Raw genomic sequence first — 21671 nt, 5'->3', positions numbered from 1 at the left:
GGGTCACTTATGGCCCCTTTGGAGGGGAATAAGGGGCCATAAGTGACCCCGCGTTGCTTTAGTCCAGCACGTCCGGGTTGGGTTCCTTACGGGACACGGGACCCGCCTTGGCACAGGTTTCCGTCGCGAAAACCAGCGGCCCGGTGCTCAAGGCAGCCCCCAACTCCACCTCGAACAAGGAGTCGGCCAGCCTCTTGTACGGCTGCTCACTGGAGGCGGAGCCCAGCAACCGGAGCTCCACAAGTTCCAGGCCCGCGGGCAGTTGCAACCGGATCCGCCCGGACACCGGCACACGGGTGACTATCGCAAAGACATCGCCGTTGGTAGAGCAGGTGAAGTACCCCCACCCTGGGTGATCCCAACCCTCAGCGAAGCCGCATCCGTAGATCGCGTCGCCGTTGACTGCGAGCCACTCCCCTACGCGGGTGGCGATCTCCACCTCGGCGGGCGCCATTGAACCGTCGCCGCGGGGTCCGAAGTTCAGCAGGAAATTGCCGCCAAGGGACGTGCAGCGGGCGATCATGTCCACCACATCCCAGGGGTGCTTCAGCGTTGACTGCGCCCATGGTCCCTGGTGGTACCCCCAGCTTGCCTGCGGGATGGTCATGCAGGCTTCCCAGTCCCGGGCGGCCACGCTGTGGTCCCACGGCTCGGGCAGCCTGCGTTCGTAGCCACTTTCGTAGTCGCCCATGAGCAGCCCGTTGGAATCGATGTGACGTGCGCCGAGGTCGTCCGCCCGGAGTCGGCTGTTAACCATCACCCCGGGAATGCGTTCCTTCAGCATCCGTTCCACTTCCCAGGTCCACCATCCATTGGCTTTCACGGATTGGTCCCACGTGCCGTCGAACCAGAAGCCTTTGACGGACGGGTACCGCGCAGCGAGTTCCTCCAACTGCTTCATCGCGAAGTCCAGGTAGCGCGCAAAAGCCGTATGGTCGGCGTCGTTCTCCAGCGTGAAGCGCCAGTCCGGGTGCCGCCAGTCGAGCACTGAGTAGTAGAAGTTGACGTCAATCCCCCGGGCCTCATACGCCTCTATGAGCTCCGCCAGGACATCGCGACCCGACGGCGTGTTACCCATGTGGAAGTCCGTGTAGGCGCTGGGCCAGAGGCAGAAGCCATCGTGATGTTTGGTGGTGATGGTCATGTAGCGTGCCCCCAAGGCCACCGCCGTATCCGCCCACTGCCCGGCGTCGAAATCCGCCAGAGTGAAGTCGTTGGCCAGCGCTTCCCATCGCTGCTGCGGAATCTTGGCCACCCGTGGCAGGAACTCGGCCGCGAAGTCCACGTCCTTGCCTTCCCAGCGGCCCGCCGGGAGCGAGTAGAGACCCCAGTGGATGAACTGCCCCACCCGATGCCCGCGGAATCGCTGCATGGCGGCGTCCTGGCGCGGTTCCACCCGGGAAGCCCCGTACTTGAGCTCGATCACTTGCCCACCTGCCCGTCCCACGGTACGAACGTGCGGAGGTCAAAAGCCTGCGAAGCGCCGCTTGCCCACGTGACGGAAACTTCCGTACCGGAAACCACGACGGCGGCCGCTGCCTTGAGCGTCCCAGGCGCCGGAGCCATACCCCGAGTCAGCGCGTGCAAGGCGACGTGGACCGTCATCTCCGCATCGCGCCGCGCAGAGAGGTACGGCACTGCTGAGTACGCGCCCATGGCATTGGCCCCGGCGTAGCGGGTGGTGCCCGGATCCTCCCAACCGTGCAGGGCCGTGACCGCCGCGAATACGTCGCCATTGCTGACCCATGCGGACCCCGCTGTCAGCCCTACGTCCACGGGGCGGGAGCCTGCCACGGCATGTCCACCCTCACGCACGGAATACTCCACCGATCCCCGGACCAAGTGGCAGCGAAGCTCGTGGATCCCGTCCACCACAGAAACGGTAGTGACTGCTGTACCCGGCACGGTCTTCCCATACAACTGCGGAACGTGCACGGATCCGCTGACGAGTCCGTCCGTGCGGGTGGCGCGGAGGGCGCACCGGCGGCTCGCCACGCCGTCGGACCCCAACAGCGCAAGGTGACCGTCCACATTGTCCTCCCACGCAGGTCCCGTACCCGGCGCCGTGTGCGTTGAATACGAGAACTTGGCATAGTGCGGATCGTCAGGGTCCGTACCGCCACCCACGGGCAGACCACAATGGTCGCTGCCGTGGTTGGTCAGACGAACCAAACCTCCGTCAGTGCTAAGAGTCCAGCCGGCATCGGGCAGTGGACGCACCCCAGCCGGACCATCCGTGGGCTGGGCCTCTTCGGCGTCCTGCCAGACCCTGTGCTCGGGTGGTAAGGCCAAGCCAAGGAACCCAATGCCTGCCAGATACGGCGAACCAAAGCCGCTGTACGCCTGGCAGGATCCCAAGTGCTCGTCGTACCAGCCCAGGTTAGGCGGTCCATCAACGCCAACGCCCTTCGCGGTGAAGTTCGCTAGTACCCCCGATGCGAGCCGTCGCGTGGCACCTGGCGTCAGCGGATTCACCCCCGAGATCTCAGCACACCACAGTGCCGCGAGGACAGCAGTGCGGTACGTCAAGGAACGCCCAACATGCAGCACTGCGCCATCGCTGGCGAACATCAGGCTCTGCGTCCCCACGAACTCACGCAAGCGTTCCAGGTGACGGCGGCCTTCAGGGGTGTCCTCCCTGCCTGTCATCTTGTACCAAGCCCACAAATAGGGGTGGATGGCCCACGCGTTGTAGTAATCGATGGCATGCTCCGGCCCGTCCGTGTACCAGCCGTCACCCAGATACCAGGACTCCACCCGGGCCACGTTCCGCGCACCGGTACAGCCCGACACGTCCTCGCCCACCGAACGCAGGAAACCCTCCGCCATTGCGGGGAAGAGCTGCCAGTTGTTGCCCCACACCTCAAGCCGGGCATGGTGCCGAAGCCACGCGGCAACCTGCTTCTTCTCCGTCGCAGCCAACGGCTCCCACAGCCACTCGCGCCCAATGAAAACGGAGAAGGCAATGTTGGCGGCCTCCACAATCGAGTTGGTCACCCCCAACAACGGAGACTTGCAGGTGACCCCCAGCGGCCAACGCTCCGCGCCCTCAGGATCCGTGCCGGCAATCAAGGCCTCCCGGTACCACGCCGCCAACCCCAGCCGATCCCGGCCACGGGCACCGGCGATCCGCGGCGCAGCCATCAACAGGCTCCGGCCAATGGTCTCCATGCCTTCCCTGCGCTCACCGTCCCGGGTTACCGGACCAGGCAGGCGTGGACTGGCTTTGAGGGGGCTGGAATGGGCGCGGATGTGTTCCAGCCAATGGTCGGCAGTGGCTTCCCAGTGGCTGCGCGTCCAACCTGTGAAGGAGGACAGGACGGGATCGGGGGTGGGCAGCCAAGGGAGACCCGGCTGGCTGGTCGCGTTGGGCAGGGACTGAGTCACGGTGTTCGGATCCTTGAAGAGTGGAGGGTGAGCTATTTGGCCAGTGCCGATTCGTATTCGCCGCGGATGGTGTCGCCACCGTTCTTCTTCCAGTCCGCCACGGCACTCTTGAGTGCGTCCATGGTTCCACGGCCGGCGATGACTGCCGTAGCAGCATCGGAGACTGGCTGACCCAGTTTGGCGCCCTTGCTGGCGTTCGTGGGGCTGAAGAGCGTGCCGCATGGATCCTCGACGCCCAAAGGAATGAGCTTGGAATACGCGTTGTGCATGACGTCCACAATGTCCTTGTTACTGGGGTCGTACACCACTTGCTGAGGTGCAGCGAGATACTTCCACGGCACGGCGTTATCCAGCAAGGCCCGCTCGGTAACCACCGGGTTGCCGCTGGAATCCAGGGTGTAGTCGGCTCCCTCGGCGCCGTAGTTGAGCAGCAAGTACTCTTCGCTGCCGAACGGTGCCGCCAGGAAGTTTGCAACCGCCAGGACTTCCTTGAGCTTGGCTTCGTCCGCTTTCTTCAGCATGACGGTGGCGAACGTGATGTTGTCCAGCCACGTCTGTGCCTTCCCGCCGTCGTGGCCCACGGGGATGAAGGGCACGGCCTTGTTGGCCTTGTTAGCAGCGGGGATGCTGCGGCCATAGCCGGTGGGTCCGATGTACGCCGGGAGTCCGTCGTAAATCATGGCTACTTTGCCGGAGATGAAGGAGTTCACCATCTGCGACTTGGTCCAGCCCTCGGAACCCGGCACGTACAGGCCGTCCTTGTAGAGCTTGGCGGCGAATTCGATCGCGGCCATGTATTCGTCCGTCTCGAAGGCCCTGGTGAGTTTGCCGCCGTCGTTCTTCCAGACGTTTGGCGTCCGGAACATGTGGTGCAGCATGGTGAGCCCAAATTTGGTGCTGCCCAACGCCCACTGGTTCTTGGACGGGTTGGTGAGCTCCTTGGCCACCCGGTAGAAATCGTCCTTGTCCTTGATGTCATCCGTGGATTTGATGCCCACGTTCTCCAGCAGGGTTTGGTTCACAAAGCCCGAGCCGCCGGTGAGGTTGCGCGGGATGGGCAACGAGTAGAGCTTGCCGGCCTGGACGGTCTGCTTCCAGAACACCTCCGGGATGGCCGCCAGGTTGGGATAGTCCTTGATCTTGTCCCCGCCCAGCAACGGCGTGAGGTCGGCACACTTGGCTTGGAGGAACTCCACGATGTTGGGCACCGCGGCGCCGTCGTTGAGCATGAGGTCCGGCAGCTCGCCACCGGCAATGATCGTATTGAACTTGGTGGCGTAGTCATCCGAAGAGACCGAGGTGATTTCCACCTGACCGCCCAGTCGTGCCTCGATGGCCTGCCACGCGGGGTTGTCCGCCCGGGCGTTGGGAGCGGTGCCGAACAGGTTGGTGATGGCCGTGACCTTGCCGCCCTTGAGCGGTGCACTCTCCACACTTCGGAACGGCGCAGGGTACTTGTAGAAAGCGGACGGAACGCCCTCGGCCGTGCCGGGGATGTCCGCTGCGGCCGACTTCAGGGGCATGTGGGTTGGCAGCAATGCTTCGCTGGCGTTCGAGGCAACGCTGGTGGTGCGCTGGCCGCAACCGGCCATGGCTCCGCCGCTGAAGAGCGCGAGCGCGCCGATGCCTGCAACTGAGAGGAAGTTCCGGCGGCTGGGGCCGGCAGAGGGTACTGCGTTCATGGGGCTTCCCTTTCAAGAGTGGAGATTTTGACTAGCCTTTGATGGCGCCGGTGAGGACGCCCTTGGTGAAGTACCGCTGGAGGAACGGGAACACGATCACAATGGGGATGAGTGAAATCACGACGACGGCCATCTGGATCGCTTGCGACGGCACCGCGATCTCGGCTACGGCGGAATCGCCCATTGGCTGGCCGAGGAGTACGTACTGACGCAGGATCATGGACAGCGGCCATTTGTCGTCGTTCAGGTAGAGCATGGCGTTGAAGAACGCGTTCCAGTAACCCACCGCGTAGAAGAGCCCGACGACGGCCAGCACACCGCGTGAGAGTGGCAGCACCATCTGGACCAGGATCCGGAAGTCGCCTGCGCCGTCGATCTTTGCGGCCTCGAACAATTCCTGCGGCAGGTTCATGAAGAAGGACCGGACCACCACCAGGTTGAACGCGCTCATCAAGGTGGGCAGGACCAGCGCCGCATAACTGTCCAGTAGTCCGAGCTCCTTGACCATGAGGAAGCTGGGGATGATGCCCGGGCTGAAGAGCATGGTGAACAGCGCGGTCATCAGGAAGAAGCGCCCGCCCACCAGGTCCCTGCGGGTCAGGCCGTACGCCATGGCGACGGTGATTACCAGGGACAGGGCAGTGCCCACGGTGGTGATGACCAAGGACCGGATCAGCGCATCAGTGACTACGCCGCCGGCAAAGATGGTTTGGTAAGCGGCGAACGTTGGTTCTTTAGGGAACAGCACCAGACCGTTGTTGTTGGCGATCACGCTCTGGCTGGAGAGGCTCGTGGCCAGGACAGCCAGCAAGGGGTACAGCGCCAGGAAGCAGATGACCACCAAAGCGATTGCCTTGGAAACCTGCACGGCCGGCTTGGGTTTTTCCATCCAGACGGGCCGGGTGTCCTTGATTCTTGGGCCCATCTTTGGGCGACTCTTCGGGCCGTTCTCTGGACCAGTGTTTGGGCTGCTCTTTGGGTGGCCTGCGGCCACCGGCGTGCTACTTGGATTTGCCATTGGAATAGACACCTTCCTGTCCAAAGAAATGCGCGAGCTTGTTGGCACCCAGTACCAGGAACAGTCCAACGATTCCCTTGACGAGCCCCACGGCGGCTGCCGGACCCCATTGGCCGTCCTGGATGCCGTGGAAGTAGACGTACGTGTCCAGCACTTCGCCTGCACCGGGTCCCACGTTGTCGCGTTGCAGGACGATCTGCTCGAATCCGACGGACAGGATGCTGCCCAGGTTGAGGATGAGGAGCAGGACGATCACCGGCATGATCCCGGGGAGCGTGATGTGCCAAAGCCGATGCCGGGCATTTGCTCCATCCACTGCCGCAGCCTCGTAGAGTTCCTGGTCCACGTTCATGAGGGCCGCCAGGAAGATGATGGTTCCCCAACCGGCGTCCTTCCAGATGGACTGAATGGTGACCAAGAACGGGAAGAACTCCGGAGTTGTCATGGCATCAAAGCGCGGCAGGCCCAGGTTTTCCAGCAGGTGCGGAACCGCTCCTGTGGCACCGAGGACCTCGGAGAATACCGCCACGATGATGACCCACCCGATGAAGTGCGGCAGGTAAACAACGCTCTGCACGAACTTCCGGATCTTGTTGGACACGATGCTGTTGAGCAGCAGGGCCAGGCAGATGGGAACTGGGAAGAAGAGGGCCAGCTGTAGGCCCGTGATCACCAGGGTGTTGCGGAGTGCTTCCCAGAAAGCGCCGTCCTGGAACATGGCAGCGAAGTTGTCCAGGCCCACCCAGACGCTGTCAATGAAGCCCAGGTACGGCTTGTAGTCGAGGAACGCGATGATGTTGCCGGCCAGCGGGACGTAGTGGAACACCACGAAGTACAAGAAGCCGGGGGCGATCAGCAGCAACATCACTTTGTCGCGCCGGATTCTTGCCATGAGGCTCTTCTTGCGGGATTGCCGTGAGGCGGAGGCCGCCGGTGAGCGACGCCGACGGCGACCTTCCGCCACCGTTGCCGGCCCGCCGACGTCGGGCGTCGCCTGCGGCGTGAGTGTATGGCTGTTGCTGCTCATGTATTTCCTCTGTCTGCGCCGCGGGGGGCGGATGTGGAGTGGCCCGGCGCCTGGGAGCGCTCAGTGGCTAGAAATAGTAAGCGTTTACTATGGACAAGAAGCTACCCAGTCGCAAGGTGTGATGTCAATAACATGCTAGAAGCCATATAAATGTTGATTCCGCAGGATTGACAGGATTTCGAATGACCGCCTAGGGTGACTGGAAATAGCAAGCGCTTTCTATAGATTTCTAGTGACGAACCGGACGGACCCGCAGTGACCACCAACCTCCAGCAAGCCGGTACCATCAAGGCTGCGTTCGTGATGGGCCGCAACAACCTGCGCACCCTATTCAGCGGCGAGGACCTCGCGCGTCTCCGCGGAATGGTTACCCTCCTGGACGCAGAGCCGGTTGCTGACTTCTCAGTCCCCGGTTCCTTGGAGAAGCTCGCCGAGGCGCAGCTGCTCATCACGGGGTGGGGCGCACCCATCATCGATGCTTTCGTGTTGGACCGCCTGCCGGAGCTGCGCTGCATCGTCCATGCCGCAGGTACTGTCAAGACCTTCCTGTCCCCCGAGGTCTACGCCCGCGGGATCGAGGTGTCCTCTTCGGCTGCAGCCAACGCCGTGCCGGTAGCCGAGTTCACCTTCGCCGCAATCGTCATGGGCCTTAAACGGGCTCGGCGGTTCAGCGAACAATTGCGCACCACTGGGGCATCCCGCAACGCCTCCGGCTTTCCCAGCATTGGAACCAACGGAGTTACCATCGGGCTTGTGGGCGCGTCACGTGTGGGCCGCCTGGTGGTTGGGCTGCTCAAGAACCTCGATGCCAGGGTGCTGGTCTACGATCCCTACCTCACCGCCGTCGAGGCTTCAGCGCTGGGCGTGGAAACCGTGGGGCTGAACCAGCTGTGTGCATTGTCCGACGTCGTCAGCGTCCACGCCCCAGACATTGCAGAGACAAAGGGCATCATCGGCGCGCAGCAACTTGCCCTGATGAGGGACGGAACCTTGGTCATCAATACAGCCCGCGGCGCTCTCATCGATGCCGCGGCGCTGACCGCGGAACTCGTCTCAGGACGGCTCGACGCGTATCTTGACGTCACTGACCCCGAACCTCTCCCCGCCGGTTCGGTACTGCACACGCTGCCCAATGTTGTACTGACGCCCCACATTGCGGGGGCGATGGGCAACGAAATCCACCGTCTGGGCAGCCACGCTGTGATGGAAGTCCGCCGATTGAGTGAGGGCTTGCCCTTGGCTTATCCGGTATTGGCGGCGGATCTTGCGAGAATCGCTTAGTGACTGAGAAAAGCTCCCGCACAGAACCGATCCATGCCCGCGGCGGCAGTGGTGCCACCATTGCCGACGTCGCGCAGGCGGCAGGCGTGTCAGTGGCCACCGTTTCAAGGGCCCTGAGCGGCAACTACCCGGTGGCCAAAGCCACCCGGGAACGCATCTTCCGGTCCGTGACCGACCTCGGCTATGTGGCCAACGCGCATGCCCGTGCCCTCGCCGGGGCAACAACGCGGACCGTGGGCATCATCATCAACGACGTCGCCGATCCCTTTTTCGCCTACATCGCCCGCGGGGTTGAACGGCAGGCGAGCGCAGAAGGACGAATGTGCCTCATCACCGCCACGCACGGGGACAAGGAACGGGAGCTTGCGCTGGTGGACCTCATGCGCGAGCAACGCACCGATGCCGTGATCCTGGTGGGCGGCGCTTCGGATGACGCCCGGTACAGGAAGCAAATGGCCGACCGCGCACGTGCGCTCGATGCGGCCGGCTCCTCGCTGGTCCTGTGCGGCAGGCCGTCCCTGGGGCCGGGAGTGCCCACCAAGATGGTCACGTACGACAACGAAGGAGGCGCCTTCGCGATCACGGACTACCTCATCTCCCAGGGGCACCGAAGGATCCTTTACGTCGGGGGGCCGCGCGATTTCTCGACGACGGCGTCGCGGCTGGCCGGTTTCTACCGCGCCTTGGATGCGCGCGGAATTGAGCGGGACCCGGCACTGGTCCATGAGGGCGCCTTTGGCCGCGGTTTTGGGTACAGCCGCATGCGGGAACTGTTGGACCAGGACGTGGACTTCACCGCTGTTTTCGGCGCCAACGACCTCGTGGCAGCGGGCATCCTGGAAGCGCTCGAGGAGCGCGGCATCCGCGTTCCACAGGACGTCTCGGTAGTTGGTTACGACGACGTTCCGGTGGCCAGCGAACTGCGCCCCCGCCTCACCACGGTTCGGGTTCCGCTCGAGGAACTGGGGCGGGAGGCCGTGCGTCTGGCACTGTCCCAGTCACCGCACGACGCCGGAGCCTCCTCTGACAACACCCTCACCGTTGGTACGCACATAGTCATCCGGGACTCGGTTTCGCCTCCCAGCAAGCCCTGAGCAGTTTTGTTCATTTCTGTTGAGATGCCCGGGAACCGGACATAAAGTTGCGGAAACTTTCACCGCAATGTCCACCCCATCACGCCTGGAACAGTTTTGAACGGAGCAGCTTTGAACGTCAATGGACCCACAATGAGCCGCAGGACCCTTTTCCACGCAGGAGGTGCGGCAGCCCTCGCCGGGGCCCTGCTCTCCCAAACAGGCCCCGCTTTCACCGCTTCCGAGGCCGGATTACAGGAGCTTATTGATCGACGCCGGCTGGTCCTCACCGGAGGCCGGAGCGCCACAGACATCCCCGAGCTCGCCTCCCAGCTTGAAGGCATGGGCGAGACCACAGGGAAATGGTGGACTTCCTTGGACAAAGCCCCGGCGCGGACTTCGCTGTGGAACGATATCCCTTTGACGGGCATCGGACAGTCCGCTGCTGCTACCGGCAACATGGGGCTGCACTTCAACCGTCTGTACGACATGGCTTTGGGGTACACAGTCCCCGGCAATCCGTACGCTGGAAATCCGGACCTGGCCGCCGACATTGTTGCGGGCCTTCAGCTCCTCAATGACACGGCATACAAACCGTCCATCAAGGCAGCCGGCAACTGGTGGTTCTGGGAGATCGGCGTCCCCCGGAAGACCGTGGACATCCTCACCCTCCTGCATGCTGAAGTTCCCCAAGCCCTGCGGACATCCCTGTTGGCGGCCGTCCGCTGGTTCGCCCCCAATCCGAATTGGCGCGGACGTGCCACATCTCTGGCAGAAACCGGCGCTAACCGCGTGGACAAGTCACTGGCCTGCTGCATGCGGGGCATCCTCGACAACAATCCCAGCGAGATCGCGCTGGGCCGCGATGCCCTGAGCGATACTATCCGCGGTGGTACCAACAGTGTCTTCACCTACGTCACCAGCGGCGACGGCTTCTACGCCGACGGGTCCTATGTGCAGCACTCCTACCTCCCTTACGCAGGAACCTACGGCGTGGTGGCCCTGGCCGGCATCGCCGAGATCATCGCGATGCTGGGTGGAAGCACCTGGGCAGTGAACGACCCCAAGCGTTCTGTCCTCCTCGATGCCGTGGAGGAAACCTATGCGCCGTTCGTCTGGGACGGCGGGATCATGGACACTATCCGGGGACGTGCAGTCTCCCGTCAGCGGGAACCCGACTATGTCAGCGGCTTCGGACTGATTTCAGCTGTCCTGTTACTGGCGCCGGGCTGCGAGGAGCTGTACCGTTCCCGTTTCCTGGCGTTGGCCAAAGGCTGGCTTGAACGCTGCGCCGACCAGAAACTCGTGGGGCATCCAACGCAGAGCCTGGCCAAATCCTTGCTCTCCCTGGGCGTCCTGTCCGATTCCGCCGTCGTTGCTGCACCGGCACCGGTCTACAGCCGCATGTTCGCCGACCAGGACCGGTTGGTTCACCACCGCCCCCAGTGGGGGTGCACGGTCAACCTGTCCTCCAAGAGGATCGGCCGCTACGAGTGGGGCAACAGCGAGAACAACCTCGGCTGGTACCAGGGCGATGGCATGACGTTCCTCTACACCCGTCAGGATCCGTCCCAGTTCAGCGCCGACTTCTGGCCGACCGTTGACCCCTATGCCCTTCCCGGAACCACCGTCAATGACCAAGTTCGGGCGAGCGGCGCTGGCGGGGCAGGCACCGGCATCCCCCGCGGTTTCCAGGCGTTCGCCGGCGGACTCACTGTGGACGGCCGCTGGGGCGTGATCGGCATGGACCACCTCAACCACAACAAATCCCTGTCCGGCCGGAAGTCATGGTTCTTCCTGGACGACGCTGTGGTCTGCCTCGGTGCGGGTATCACCGGCACCGGTGGAGCTGCGGTACAGACCACAATTGAGAACAGGGCGTTTGCTGTGGGCTCAGTGCCTGACCTCAGAACGGATTCCCGGAACCGTACGTTGGCTCCCGGTGACGCTCCTGTGGTCTTGAAGCGTTCCCTGCACGTTGAAGGCCACGGCGGCTACGTGTTCCTTGATGCTCCGGGAGTGTCCGGAACACCCGAAGTCTCCGTTGTCCGCAGGACGGGCAGCTGGTTCGACATCAATTCGGGGGCGGACACCGGTGGCACCACGGATCCCGTTACTCGAGACTATGTCACCATCACCCATCGCCACGGCGCTGACCCGGTAGCCTCAGGCTACGCATACATGGTCCTGCCCGCGGCAGCCCCTTCGGACACGTTCTCCCAGTCCGCCAACCCTGATGTGAAGGTGTTGGCCAACTCCGCGGAGGTGCAGATGGTGGAGGTAGCCAAGGAGAAGCTGGTTCTGGCCAACTTCTTCGCTGCAGGAACTTCCGGCGGATACGCAGCGTCCGGGCCATGCACCGTGGCCGCGCAGCAGACCGGGGACAAGCTCACCCTGTCCGTGGCAGATCCATCACGGACGCAGCCGTCTGTGCGGATCACACTCATTGGCTCTGCTTGGGGCACTTTGGTGAATTCCGACCCCGGGGTGGCCTTGGTCAACGTCAGCCCTCTGGTCATCGAGGTCCAACTCGACGGACACGGCCACCAGAAGAACCTGACGCTGGGCAGCTAGCCGAGGGCCGCCGTCGTACGCTCCGCGCTTCCGCCCCCTCGAGATCGCGGGAACAGTGCGAGAACACCCGATTAGCTCCAGCGAACTCGACGGGTTCCCGCGAACTCGGCGGGGGCCCGTTAAACCCGCTAAACACACAAGGAGGGCCGGGATAATTCCCGGCCCTCCTTGGTGTTTGAAGCGTGGAGACTTACGCGTGAGCCTTGATGGCTGCGGCGAGGACCTCGAGGCCGTCGATCAGCAGTTCGTCGCTGATGACCAGCGGCGGGAGCAGGCGGATCACGTTGCCGTAGGTGCCACAGGTCAGGATGATGACGCCTTCCTTGAGGCAAGCGGCAGCAACGGCCTTGGTGAGCTCAGCGTTCGGCTCCTTGGAACCGGGCTGAACGAGCTCGATAGCCAGCATGGCGCCACGGCCACGGATGTCGCCAACTACGGAAACTTCGTTAGCCAGTTCGCGGAGCTTGCCCAGGGCCAGCTCTTCGATGTGGCGGGCACGGCCGTTGAGGTCGTGCTGCTCCATGGTGTCGATCGCTGCGAGTGCTGCTGCACAAGCAACCGGGTTGCCTCCGTACGTGCCGCCAAGGCCGCCCGGGTGAACGGCGTCGAGAAGGTCGGCGCGGCCGGTGATGGCGGACAGCGGGAGACCGCCGGCGATGCCCTTGGCCATGGTGATGATGTCCGGAACAACACCTTCGTGGTCAACGGCGAACCATTCACCTGTGCGGCAGAAGCCGGACTGGACCTCGTCAGCGATGAAGACGATGCCCTTTTCCTTGGCCCATGCGGACAGTGCCGGCAGGAAGCCTTCGGCCGGGACAATGAAGCCACCCTCACCCTGAATGGGTTCGATGATGATCGCGGCAACCTGGTCGCCACCGATCTGCTTCTCGATCATGGTGATGGCGCGCTTGGCGGCCTCTGCACCGGTGATCTCCGGGTTCTCTTCACGGAACGGGTAGCTCATGGGCATGCGGTAGACCTCGGGCGCGAACGGGCCGAAGTTGGTCTTGTACGGCATGGCCTTGGCGGTCAGTGCCATGGTCAGGTTGGTGCGGCCGTGGTAGGCGTGGTCAAAAGCTACGACGGCGTCGCGGCCCGTTGCCAGGCGTGCAACCTTGACCGCGTTCTCCACAGCTTCTGCGCCGGAGTTGAACAGCACGGTGCGCTTGGCGTGGTCGCCCGGGGTGAGGCGGTTGAGCTGCTCGGCAACTGCAACGTAGCCCTCGTACGGGGTAACCATGAAGCAGGTGTGCGTGAAGTGTGCAGCGGCTTCCTGGACGGCAGCGACGACGGCGGGGTCGGACGCGCCGACGCTGGTCACGGCGATGCCGGAGCCGAGGTCGATGAAAGAGTTGCCGTCGACGTCGCGGACGATGCCGCCGTCGGCGTCTTCAACGTAGACGGGGACGCCCGAGGCGACGCCGGCAGCAACGACGGCGGCGCGGCGCTCGGCCAGTGCCTGCGACTTGGGGCCGGGGAAGGCGCCGTTGATGTTGCGCTTCTGCTCGATGCGGTACGAGAGTTCGTTCGCGGTGGTGGTCATGAGGTGGTTGCCTTTCTGGGAAATACGTACGGGTTACGCGACTGCGCTATGCGTCTGAGTTATGCATCGAGTGCACTCATGACGTGCTTGATGCGCGTGTAGTCCTCGACGCCGTACATGGAGAGGTCCTTGCCGTAGCCGGACTGCTTGAAGCCGCCGTGGGGCATCTCTGCCGTCAGGAGGATGTGGGTGTTGATCCAGACCGCACCGAAGTCAAGGTCGCGGCTCATGCGCATGGCCGTGCCATGGTCGGTGGTCCAGACGCTGGAAGCCAGGGCGTATTCGACGTCGTTGGCGAGTTCGAGCGCTTCTTCTTCAGTGCTGAACTTCTGGACGGTGATAACCGGGCCGAAGGTTTCCTTCTGCACGATGTCATCGGACTGCTTGGCACCGGAGATGATGGTGGGCTCGAAGAAGAAGCCCTTCTCCCCTGCCCGGTGGCCACCGGTTTCGATCTTGCAGTTGGCCGGCAGGTTGTCCACCACGGAGGTCACAGCGTTGAAGTGGTTCACGTTGTTGAGCGGGCCAAAGTAGTTGTCTTCGTCGTTCTGCGAACCGGTGTGCAGGGTCTTGGTGTGCTCCACCATTGCTGCCACAACGTCGTCGTGCACGGAGTCTTCCACCAGCACGCGGGTGATGGCTGTGCAGTCCTGGCCGGCGTTGAAGAAGGCGAACTCTGCGATGGCCGCTGCGCTCTTCTTGATGTCGGCATCCTTGAAGACGATTGCCGGTGCCTTGCCGCCGAGTTCCAGGTGGGCACGCTTGAGGCCCTTGGCTGCGCCGCTTGCCACGGCGATGCCTGCACGGACGGAGCCCGTGATGGACACCAGGCCGGGGACCTTGTGGTCAACCATCATGGCGCCGGTTTCGCCGGTTCCGAGGACAACATTGAGGACGCCGGCCGGGAAGATCTCGCCGGCGAGGCGTGCCAACACCAAGGTGGACTCGGGGGTGGTGTCCGAAGGCTTCAGAACAATGGTGTTGCCTGCGGCCAGGGCGGGCCCGATCTTCCAGATGGCCATGAGGAACGGGTAGTTCCACGGAGCAACCTGGGCTACAACACCGATCGGTTCGCGGCGCACGTAGGAGGTGTGGCCCTCAAAGTATTCGCCTGCGGACTTGCCTTCCATGATGCGTGCTGCACCGGCGAAGAAGCGGAGCTGGTCTGCGCCTGCAGCAACTTCCTCGGAGGCGATCAGGGAACGGACCTGTCCGGTGTTGCGGTGCTGGGCTTCTACGAGTTCGTCGCTGTTGGCCTCGACGGCGTCGGCGAGCTTGAGGAGCATCAGTTGGCGCTGGCCCGGGGTGGCCTTCTTCCAGGACTTGAAGGCCTGGTTGGCCGCGGTCATGGCGGCGTCCACGTCGGCCTGCACCGAAATGGGCGATTTGGCAACGATTTCCCCGGTGGCGGGGTTCACGATGTCCAGAAGACCCGTACCTGCCGGCGTAACGAATTCGCCGTTGATGAAGTTCTGCAAGGTTTGAACCACGGTGTGCAACCCTCTTTCGGAGTCTGGGCATGGGTTTAGCTGATCAGAGCCTATGCCAGGGAGGGTGCCCAAGGAATAGCCAGCTGCACACACAACAACCCCCCGCTTAGTGCGCTTGCCCAGTGCCGGGTTACGCTTTAAAGCATGGCAATGTCCCTCGCTTCGCTCGTCGCTGTCCCCTCCCTGAAACTCCGCCAGGCCGGCCTTGCCGAAACCACCCTGAACCAGGACATCAGCTGGGTTGCCGTGACGGAATTGGAAGATCCCCAGCGCTTCCTCAGCGGCGGGGAATTGGTCCTGACCACCGGTCTCCGCCTCAAGAGCGCCGCGGACCAGCGGCGGTTCGTCCGCCAGGCCCAGCGCGCCGGTGCAGTGGGGATCGGTTTCGGCATCGGCCTCACCCACGAGTCCGTTCCGGATGCACTCATCGCCGAAGCCAACCGTTGGGGTTTGCCACTGGTGGAAGTCCCCTATGAAATCCCGTTCATTGCCATCGGAAAGCTGGTGGCGGAGTCGCATTCAGCAGACCACTATTCCAATTTGGAGCGGCTTCTCGCCGGGCACCAGATCCTGGCGCGCTCGCTCCTCACCGGCGGCGGCCTGAACGAGCTCCTGAAGCAATTGGGCAGCATGCTCCGCACTGACGTAGTGCTCACTCAGTTCAGCGCGCAGCTTTACAACAGCGTGGCGGGGAAACCGGCCCCGACGGCGGATGGCTGGGCTTCGTATCCGATTCCCACCGGCCGCAGGGATGCCTGCACGCTATGGCTGCGGCAGCCCTTTGTTGACTCCGGAATCGTCAGTTACGCCCAAAACCTGATCAGCGTTGAGCTCAACAACATGGTCAAGCAGCGGCAGTCCCAGCGGGCCATGGCCGGACAGGTGCTGGACGACGTCATTCACGGCACACTGGAAACCATTGAGTCCGCGCGTCGTTTGGCCGGCGTTGGCATCAACAGCACCCGGAAGAACGTGGTGCTCGTGGCGGAGTCCGTGGCACACCACAAACAGCTGATCAGCATTTCCCTGCCCCAGGCGTTGGAAGCCGGCGTCAGCGCCGTCGTCGGGAAGGACCTGGTCACCGTCATCAGCGACGACGGCAGCTCGGCCACCGCTTTGGCCAGGAGCCTGAGCGATCACTTGCAGGAAGCCGGCATTCACGCAGTGATAGGCATCGGCGGCGCCTATACGAAACCGAACGGGCTGCGGTGGAGCTACTTTGAAGCGCGCGACGCCGTGGCACACGGCTTGCCGGTCAACGAGCCGGAGCGCCTGAGCCTGACGTCCCTATTGCTGGCCAGCGAGGATGTTCCGTTGGCGGATATGGCTAGCGAATCCCTCACCCCCTTGCGCAAGTTCGACGCAGCTCATGGTGCCGAATTGGTGGCCACTCTGGAAAGCTACCTGAACCACAACGGCTCAGTGGCTGCGGTGGCCGAAGCCCTCACCCTGCACCGCAATACGGTGCGATACCGTCTGGCCCAGATCACCGAGCTAACGGGTTACGACCCCTCCCAGACGCAGGACCGTGTACAACTTTGGCTGGCTTTGGCGGTTCAGCGGCTGGGTTCCCGAAACCCCAGATAGGCAGTCCGCGGAGAGCTTCACCACAAAACCCTAGACATTAGACGTCAAACGTCTAACCTTTAGATATGGCCGCGACGACTCCTCTCACCCCCAGCACTGGAAACATTCCTACTGTGAGCACCGCCCAGACTGCCCCTGCGGTCCGTGCGAACCCTGCGGACCCGGCCAGCTCAGCAGTCCCCAAGACCCGGGTCGTCGCCGTCGTCGGCCTTATTGCCGTGGTCCTCATCGGCCTAAATCTGCGTGCGGGTATCACCAGCGCCGCAGCCCTGTTCCATGACCTTCAGCAGGTGCTGGGTTACGGCGCTCTGGTGGCGTCCATCCTTCCGTCCATTCCGCTGCTGTGCTTTGCCGTTGCAGGCATGGGAACGTCCTGGCTGACCCGCCGCGTCGGCGTGGAGAAGGCGATCGCCATCGCTTTGGCACTGCTGGCCGGCGGCTTGCTGGTGCGGGGCGTTCCTGTGACGGGCGCCCTCCTTGGAGGCACAGTCCTGGCGATGTCCGGCCTGGCCGTGTGCAACGTGGCCATGCCGTCCTTCATCCGTGAGCACTACTCCGAGCGCACTTCCATGATGACCGGCCTCTACACGTTCACCATGTCCGGCGGAGCAACCTTCGCCGCAGTCGTCAGCGTTCCGCTGGCCCAGGAACTTGGTTCGCCGTCCATGGGCCTGGCTGCTTGGGGCCTGTTGGGCGTCGCGGCTCTCCTGGGTTTCCTGCCGGTCGTCCTGCACACGCACCGGAAGGCCACCAAGACCGATCGCCCGCGGGTGTCCATGTGGCCGCTGCTGCGCACCCGTTTGGGCCTTCTGATCACCGCGATCTTCACTTTCCAGGCTTTCCTCGCCTATGCCGTGATGAGCTGGTTCGCCTACATCCTGACGTCGCAAGGTCTCAGTGCCTCCGAAAGCGGCCTCCAATTCGGCGTGATGCAACTGGTTTCCGTCGCGGCCGGCATGATCCTGCTCGCCTTCGGTTCCCGGCCAGGCATGCTGCGCCCCGCATTGTATCTCGCCAGCAGCTCCACGCTGCTCGCCATTGCCGCCATGGTCTGGCTGCCGACGTCGTTGGCGGTTGTTCCCGCAGTGCTGTTCGGCTTCGGTTTGGGCATCTTCCCGCTGGTTCTGGTGATCATCAGCCGCAGCGGACGCTCGACGGCGGAAACCACCGCGCTCTCCACCATCGCCCAATCGCTGGGATACTTGATTGCGGCAATCGGCCCCTTTGGCATGGGCCTGCTCCACAGCGCCACCGGCGGCTGGGTGCTGCCGTTGAGCCTGCTGTCCATCGTGGCGGTGGCGCTCATGGTCACCTGCCACCTGCTCACCAGCAAGCGCACTGCCACCAAGACCGGACCGAGGACAGCATGACCCTGACCCCTTCGCATCGCCCGGCCCTTGCCGAGGAGATCACCGCAAAGCTGCGGGACATGATCAAGTCCGGTGAATGGCCTCTTCAGGAGCGAATTCCTGCCGAACCCGAGCTCATGTCCACCCTTGGTGTTTCGCGCGGAACCCTGCGCGAGGCCATCAAGGCGCTGGCACACTCGGGCATGCTGGAGGTCCGCCGGGGAGACGGCACGTATGTGCGGGCCAACAGTGAAATGTCCGGCGCGGCCCAGCGGATGTACCTGGAGCACACGCAGGAACACATTGTGGAGGTCCGTCTCGGCTTGGACACTCAGGCCGCTCGTCTGGCTACCAAGCACGCCACCACCGAGGATCTGGCTGAAATGCGCCGTCTCCTGGCGCTCCGCCACGATGCCTGGCAGGCCGAGGACTACCCCACGTGGGCCAGCGCCGACTGGGAATTCCACGAACGCGTGGCCCTGGCGTCACGAAACCCCTTGCTGCACCAGCTGTACGTTTCGTTCGGCGGAGTGTTCCACAACGACCTCCTCCGGCAGCAACGCAAGGGCGGCTTCAACGGCATCCCCCGCGAAGGCCATGACGAACTGGTGGACGCTTTGGAAGCCCACGATCCTGATGCCGCCATCCAGAGCGTGTACAGGAATCTGGATTACTGCTCGGATCAGGCGCCGCGGTAGCCCGGCTACTGTTTACGGCGTTGTTTCGACTCCTGCGCCGTCTGCGTCCTTGAATTTGGCGTTGATGAGCACCACGTCCAGTCCGGCCCGGTCCAGCAAACTCGCGGCGACACTTGCCCGGTAGCCCGTGGCGCAGTGCACCCAGATTCTGGCTTCCGGCAGCTCAGTGATTCTGCCGAGGAGCCCGTAAACGGGCAGGTTGAGCGCACCAGCCACGTGCGAGGCTTTGAATTCTTCCGGACGGCGAACATCCAGGACCACGTCCTCCGGCGTCCGCTCCCTGAGCAACAAACTCCAATCCCCGTGCGGGTACGCCGCCACGGGAGTGTCAGGCGCAAGGACACCGATGTCCAGACCCGTCGGGTCAGGCCCGACGGCGGCATCCGGGTTGTCGATGCCGATCCTCACCAGGTCGCGGATCGCCTTCTCAACCTCGCCGCGTGGTCCCAACAACGTGAGCGGCTGGTTCCACGGGATCACCCAGCCAAGGTAGCTGGTGAAATTTTCCCCGCGGCCGTACTCGAAACTCACGCTGCCCTGGAGGTGAGTGTCAGCGAACGCCACCCGTTGCCGCAGGTCTACAACCCACTCCCCTGCACTCAGCCGTCGGCTCAGCTCCGCCGGATCAACCGAGTCCGGAACAGCCAGGCTTGCCTCACCCGGACCCGCGGCATTGAGTGGACTCATGTGGGCGTAGTACGCCGGATAAGCCGTGATGTTTTCCAGCAACTGCGAGACGAAGTGGTCCTCGTGGGGATCCGTCAGCGCGTGATTGGACAGTGCCTGCTCAGCAATAGTGGAGGCGTCCTGGTGACTCGCGGGGCCAATGGAGCAAAACGATCCAAAACCGTGGGTGGGGTACAGCGCAGCGTCAGGCGCCGCCGAGTCAACCAAACGCCGGACTGAGGAGTACTGATCATGGGCCAGCTTGGCGGTGTCATCTGGCGAGACCAGGTCCGTCCGCCCCACCGAACCGTAGAGCAAGCTGCCGCCGGAAAACACGGCCTCAGGGCCGTCGTCGTGCGCGTCATCCCGCACCACATAGGCGAGGTGCGTATGCGTGTGGCCCGGGGTGGCCACCACTGTGACAGCAAGCCCGCCAACCCGAAGAACCTGGCCGTCGGACACGGGGACGCGAGCAAAGGAAACATCGTCCTCGGCGTGCACCCAGTAGTCAGCGCCGTGCTTCACCGCCAGGACCAAACCGCCCGTGACGTAGTCATTGTGCAGGTGCGTTTCGGCCACATGAGTGATCCGGACGCCAGCTTCAATGGCCGCAGCCTCCACGCGGTCGATGTCCCGTTGGGGGTCGATCACCAAGGCCACGGTGCCGTCATGCACCAAGTAACTGCGATCACCCAGCTGCGGAGTTTCAATGACAACGACGTCCATACCCACAGACTAAAACAACGCGGGGTCACTTATGCACCTTCCGGGCGGCCGGAAAGGTGCGTAAGTGACCCCGCGTTGCTGTTAGACCTGTGCGGCTACGCCATCGCGGGAAATGTTGACCATGTCCTCGCGCGGCACCACCTTGATGCGCTCACGCTTGACCTCAACACCGTGGGAGGTGCCGGCCTCGGTGGCTGCTGCGCCGAGCGCGAGCTCGTGGGCGTCAAGGGCCAGCCACCCTTCCCAGCTGGTGAACTTCACACCGCGGGCATCGAGAAGATCTACTACGGCATCAGCTGCGGGAACCTCAGCAACCGGCAGGTTCTCCCGGTCTTCCAGAAGGTAGGTGACGGTTTCGAGGGCGTCGCCCTTGGTGTGGCCGATGAGGCCTACCGGACCGCGCTTGATCCAGCCCGTTGCGTACAGGCCCGGTACGTGCTGGCCGTCAGCGTCCAGGACGCGACCGCCGTCGTTGGTGACGACGCCCTTCTTGTGGTCGAACTCCACGTCCGGCAGGGCCGAACCGAAGTAGCCGATGGAGCGGTACACGGCCTGGACCGGGTAGTCGATGAACTCGCCGGTGCCGCGGGCATTGCCCGTGCCGTCCAGCTCGGTGCGCTCAAACTTGATGCCGGCAACCTTGCCCGGGCTTTCCGGGGAGTCCACGATTTCCACCGGGCTGTGCAGGAAATGCAGGTGCAGGCGGCGGGAAGCGGTGAGCTCGGAAAGGTCCTCCGGCTGCTCGGCGATCCAGTTGGTGAGCGTGCCAACCATGGTCTTGGTCTGGTTGTTCGTCTGGACCTGGCGGTCGGATTCTTCGTCGAATTCGAAATCCTCGGCGTAGAGGATGATGTCTACGTCCTTGGAGTGCGAGAGTTCGCGCAGTTCCAGCGGAGTGAACTTCACCTGTGCGGGGCCACGACGGCCAAAGACGTGGACGTCGGTGACCGGGGAGTTCTTCAGGCCGGCGTAAACGTTGTCCGGGATTTCAGTGACCAGGAGGTCATCGGCGTGCTTGGAGAGGACGCGGGCCACGTCAAGGGCCACGTTGCCGTTGCCGAGGACAGCGATTTCCTTGGCATCCAGCGGCCATTCGCGGGGAACGTCCGGGTGTCCGTCGTACCAGGAGACGAAGTCAGCGCCGCCGAAGGAGCCCTCAAGTTCGATGCCCGGGATGTTCAGATCCGCGTCCTTGATGGCGCCGGTGGCGAAGATGACGGCGTCGTAGTGCTTGCGGAGGTCCTCGATTGAGATGTCCGTGCCGTAGTCCACGTTGCCGAAGAAACGGATGTCACCGCGGTCCAGGACCTTGTGCAGGGCGTTGACGATGCCCTTGATACGGGGGTGGTCCGGCGCCACGCCGTAGCGGATGAGGCCGTACGGTGCCGGGTAGCGGTCGAAGAGGTCGATGCTGACGTTGAGTTCGCCGCTCTTGACGGCCTCGCTCTTGGTCAGGATGTCAGCTGCGTAAACGCCGGCCGGGCCGGAACCGATGACGGCGACGCGAAGCGGACGGTCCGCAGAACCTACGGGGGTGCTAATTGACACGGCTGTGTTCCTTCTTCTT

15 protein-coding genes are annotated in these 21671 nt (G+C 63.4%); 6 read left to right on the top strand and 9 right to left on the bottom strand.

Annotated elements, in window-relative coordinates; all coding sequences use genetic code 11:
• Positions 1-58: 58 nt before the first annotated feature.
• From J7I86_RS07695 to J7I86_RS07675, 5 genes are all read right to left on the bottom strand, one after another.
• Complete coding sequence (locus J7I86_RS07695; protein ID WP_309476690.1) at positions 59-1426, bottom strand: alpha-L-fucosidase; 1368 nt, start codon at positions 1424-1426, stop codon at positions 59-61.
• A complete protein-coding gene (locus J7I86_RS07690) occupies positions 1423-3387 on the bottom strand; it encodes a DUF2264 domain-containing protein (protein ID WP_309476689.1) in 1965 nt (654 codons plus the stop codon). The genes J7I86_RS07695 and J7I86_RS07690 overlap by 4 nt, the downstream gene beginning before the upstream one ends.
• 32 nt (positions 3388-3419) lie before the next feature.
• The gene (locus J7I86_RS07685; protein WP_214818764.1) at positions 3420-5069 is read right to left on the bottom strand and encodes an extracellular solute-binding protein; all 1650 of its coding nucleotides are present in this window, start codon (positions 5067-5069) and stop codon (positions 3420-3422) included.
• 31 nt (positions 5070-5100) lie between these two features.
• On the bottom strand, positions 5101-5994 hold the full coding sequence (locus tag J7I86_RS07680) for a carbohydrate ABC transporter permease (RefSeq protein ID WP_214818763.1): 894 nt from the start codon (positions 5992-5994) through the stop codon (positions 5101-5103).
• A 76-nt stretch (positions 5995-6070) separates the two neighbouring features.
• Entirely contained in the window at positions 6071-7114 is a 1044-nt protein-coding gene (locus J7I86_RS07675; protein ID WP_214818762.1) for a sugar ABC transporter permease, read from the bottom strand.
• Positions 7115-7369: 255 nt separating this feature from the next.
• On the opposite strand from J7I86_RS07675, the gene J7I86_RS07670 reads away from it, so the two are divergent.
• From J7I86_RS07670 to J7I86_RS07660, 3 genes are all read left to right on the top strand, one after another.
• The gene (locus J7I86_RS07670) at positions 7370-8395 is read left to right on the top strand and encodes a hydroxyacid dehydrogenase (protein ID WP_309476688.1); all 1026 of its coding nucleotides are present in this window, start codon (positions 7370-7372) and stop codon (positions 8393-8395) included.
• Positions 8395-9489: a LacI family DNA-binding transcriptional regulator gene (locus J7I86_RS07665; RefSeq protein ID WP_214818760.1), complete on the top strand. Its 1095-nt coding sequence runs from the start codon at positions 8395-8397 to the stop codon at positions 9487-9489. Before J7I86_RS07670 ends, J7I86_RS07665 begins: the two co-directional genes overlap by 1 nt.
• 132 nt (positions 9490-9621) lie before the next feature.
• On the top strand, positions 9622-12042 hold the full coding sequence (locus tag J7I86_RS07660) for a polysaccharide lyase 8 family protein (protein ID WP_286179472.1): 2421 nt from the start codon (positions 9622-9624) through the stop codon (positions 12040-12042).
• 190 nt (positions 12043-12232) lie between these two features.
• Here the strand turns inward: J7I86_RS07660 and gabT are convergent, their stop codons facing one another.
• Together gabT and J7I86_RS07650 are read right to left on the bottom strand one after the other, a co-directional pair.
• Positions 12233-13588, bottom strand: a complete 1356-nt coding sequence (gabT, locus tag J7I86_RS07655; protein ID WP_214818757.1) for a 4-aminobutyrate--2-oxoglutarate transaminase — start codon at positions 13586-13588, stop codon at positions 12233-12235.
• Between the two features lie 59 nt (positions 13589-13647).
• On the bottom strand, positions 13648-15078 hold the full coding sequence (locus J7I86_RS07650; protein WP_214818755.1) for a gamma-aminobutyraldehyde dehydrogenase: 1431 nt from the start codon (positions 15076-15078) through the stop codon (positions 13648-13650).
• 144 nt (positions 15079-15222) lie between these two features.
• Between J7I86_RS07650 and J7I86_RS07645 the strand changes: the two genes are divergently transcribed.
• From J7I86_RS07645 to J7I86_RS07635, 3 genes are all read left to right on the top strand, one after another.
• Positions 15223-16665: a PucR family transcriptional regulator gene (locus J7I86_RS07645; protein ID WP_214818752.1), complete on the top strand. Its 1443-nt coding sequence runs from the start codon at positions 15223-15225 to the stop codon at positions 16663-16665.
• Between the two features lie 65 nt (positions 16666-16730).
• The gene (locus tag J7I86_RS07640; protein WP_214818740.1) at positions 16731-18035 is read left to right on the top strand and encodes an MFS transporter; all 1305 of its coding nucleotides are present in this window, start codon (positions 16731-16733) and stop codon (positions 18033-18035) included.
• Entirely contained in the window at positions 18032-18712 is a 681-nt protein-coding gene (locus J7I86_RS07635; protein WP_214818739.1) for a FadR/GntR family transcriptional regulator, read from the top strand. Before J7I86_RS07640 ends, J7I86_RS07635 begins: the two co-directional genes overlap by 4 nt.
• A gap of 12 nt (positions 18713-18724) precedes the next feature.
• Here the strand turns inward: J7I86_RS07635 and J7I86_RS07630 are convergent, their stop codons facing one another.
• Both J7I86_RS07630 and J7I86_RS07625 read right to left on the bottom strand, forming a co-directional pair.
• Complete coding sequence (locus J7I86_RS07630) at positions 18725-20104, bottom strand: rhodanese-like domain-containing protein (RefSeq protein WP_214818738.1); 1380 nt, start codon at positions 20102-20104, stop codon at positions 18725-18727.
• Between the two features lie 81 nt (positions 20105-20185).
• Complete coding sequence (locus tag J7I86_RS07625) at positions 20186-21652, bottom strand: FAD-dependent oxidoreductase (protein WP_214818737.1); 1467 nt, start codon at positions 21650-21652, stop codon at positions 20186-20188.
• Positions 21653-21671: the final 19 nt, after the last annotated feature.

It is taken from the genome of Arthrobacter sp. ISL-95 (assembly GCF_018613695.1).
GTDB lineage: Bacteria > Actinomycetota > Actinomycetes > Actinomycetales > Micrococcaceae > Arthrobacter.
Note: the sequence above shows the minus strand (reverse complement) of the source record. Positions and strands in the feature narration are given on the sequence as shown.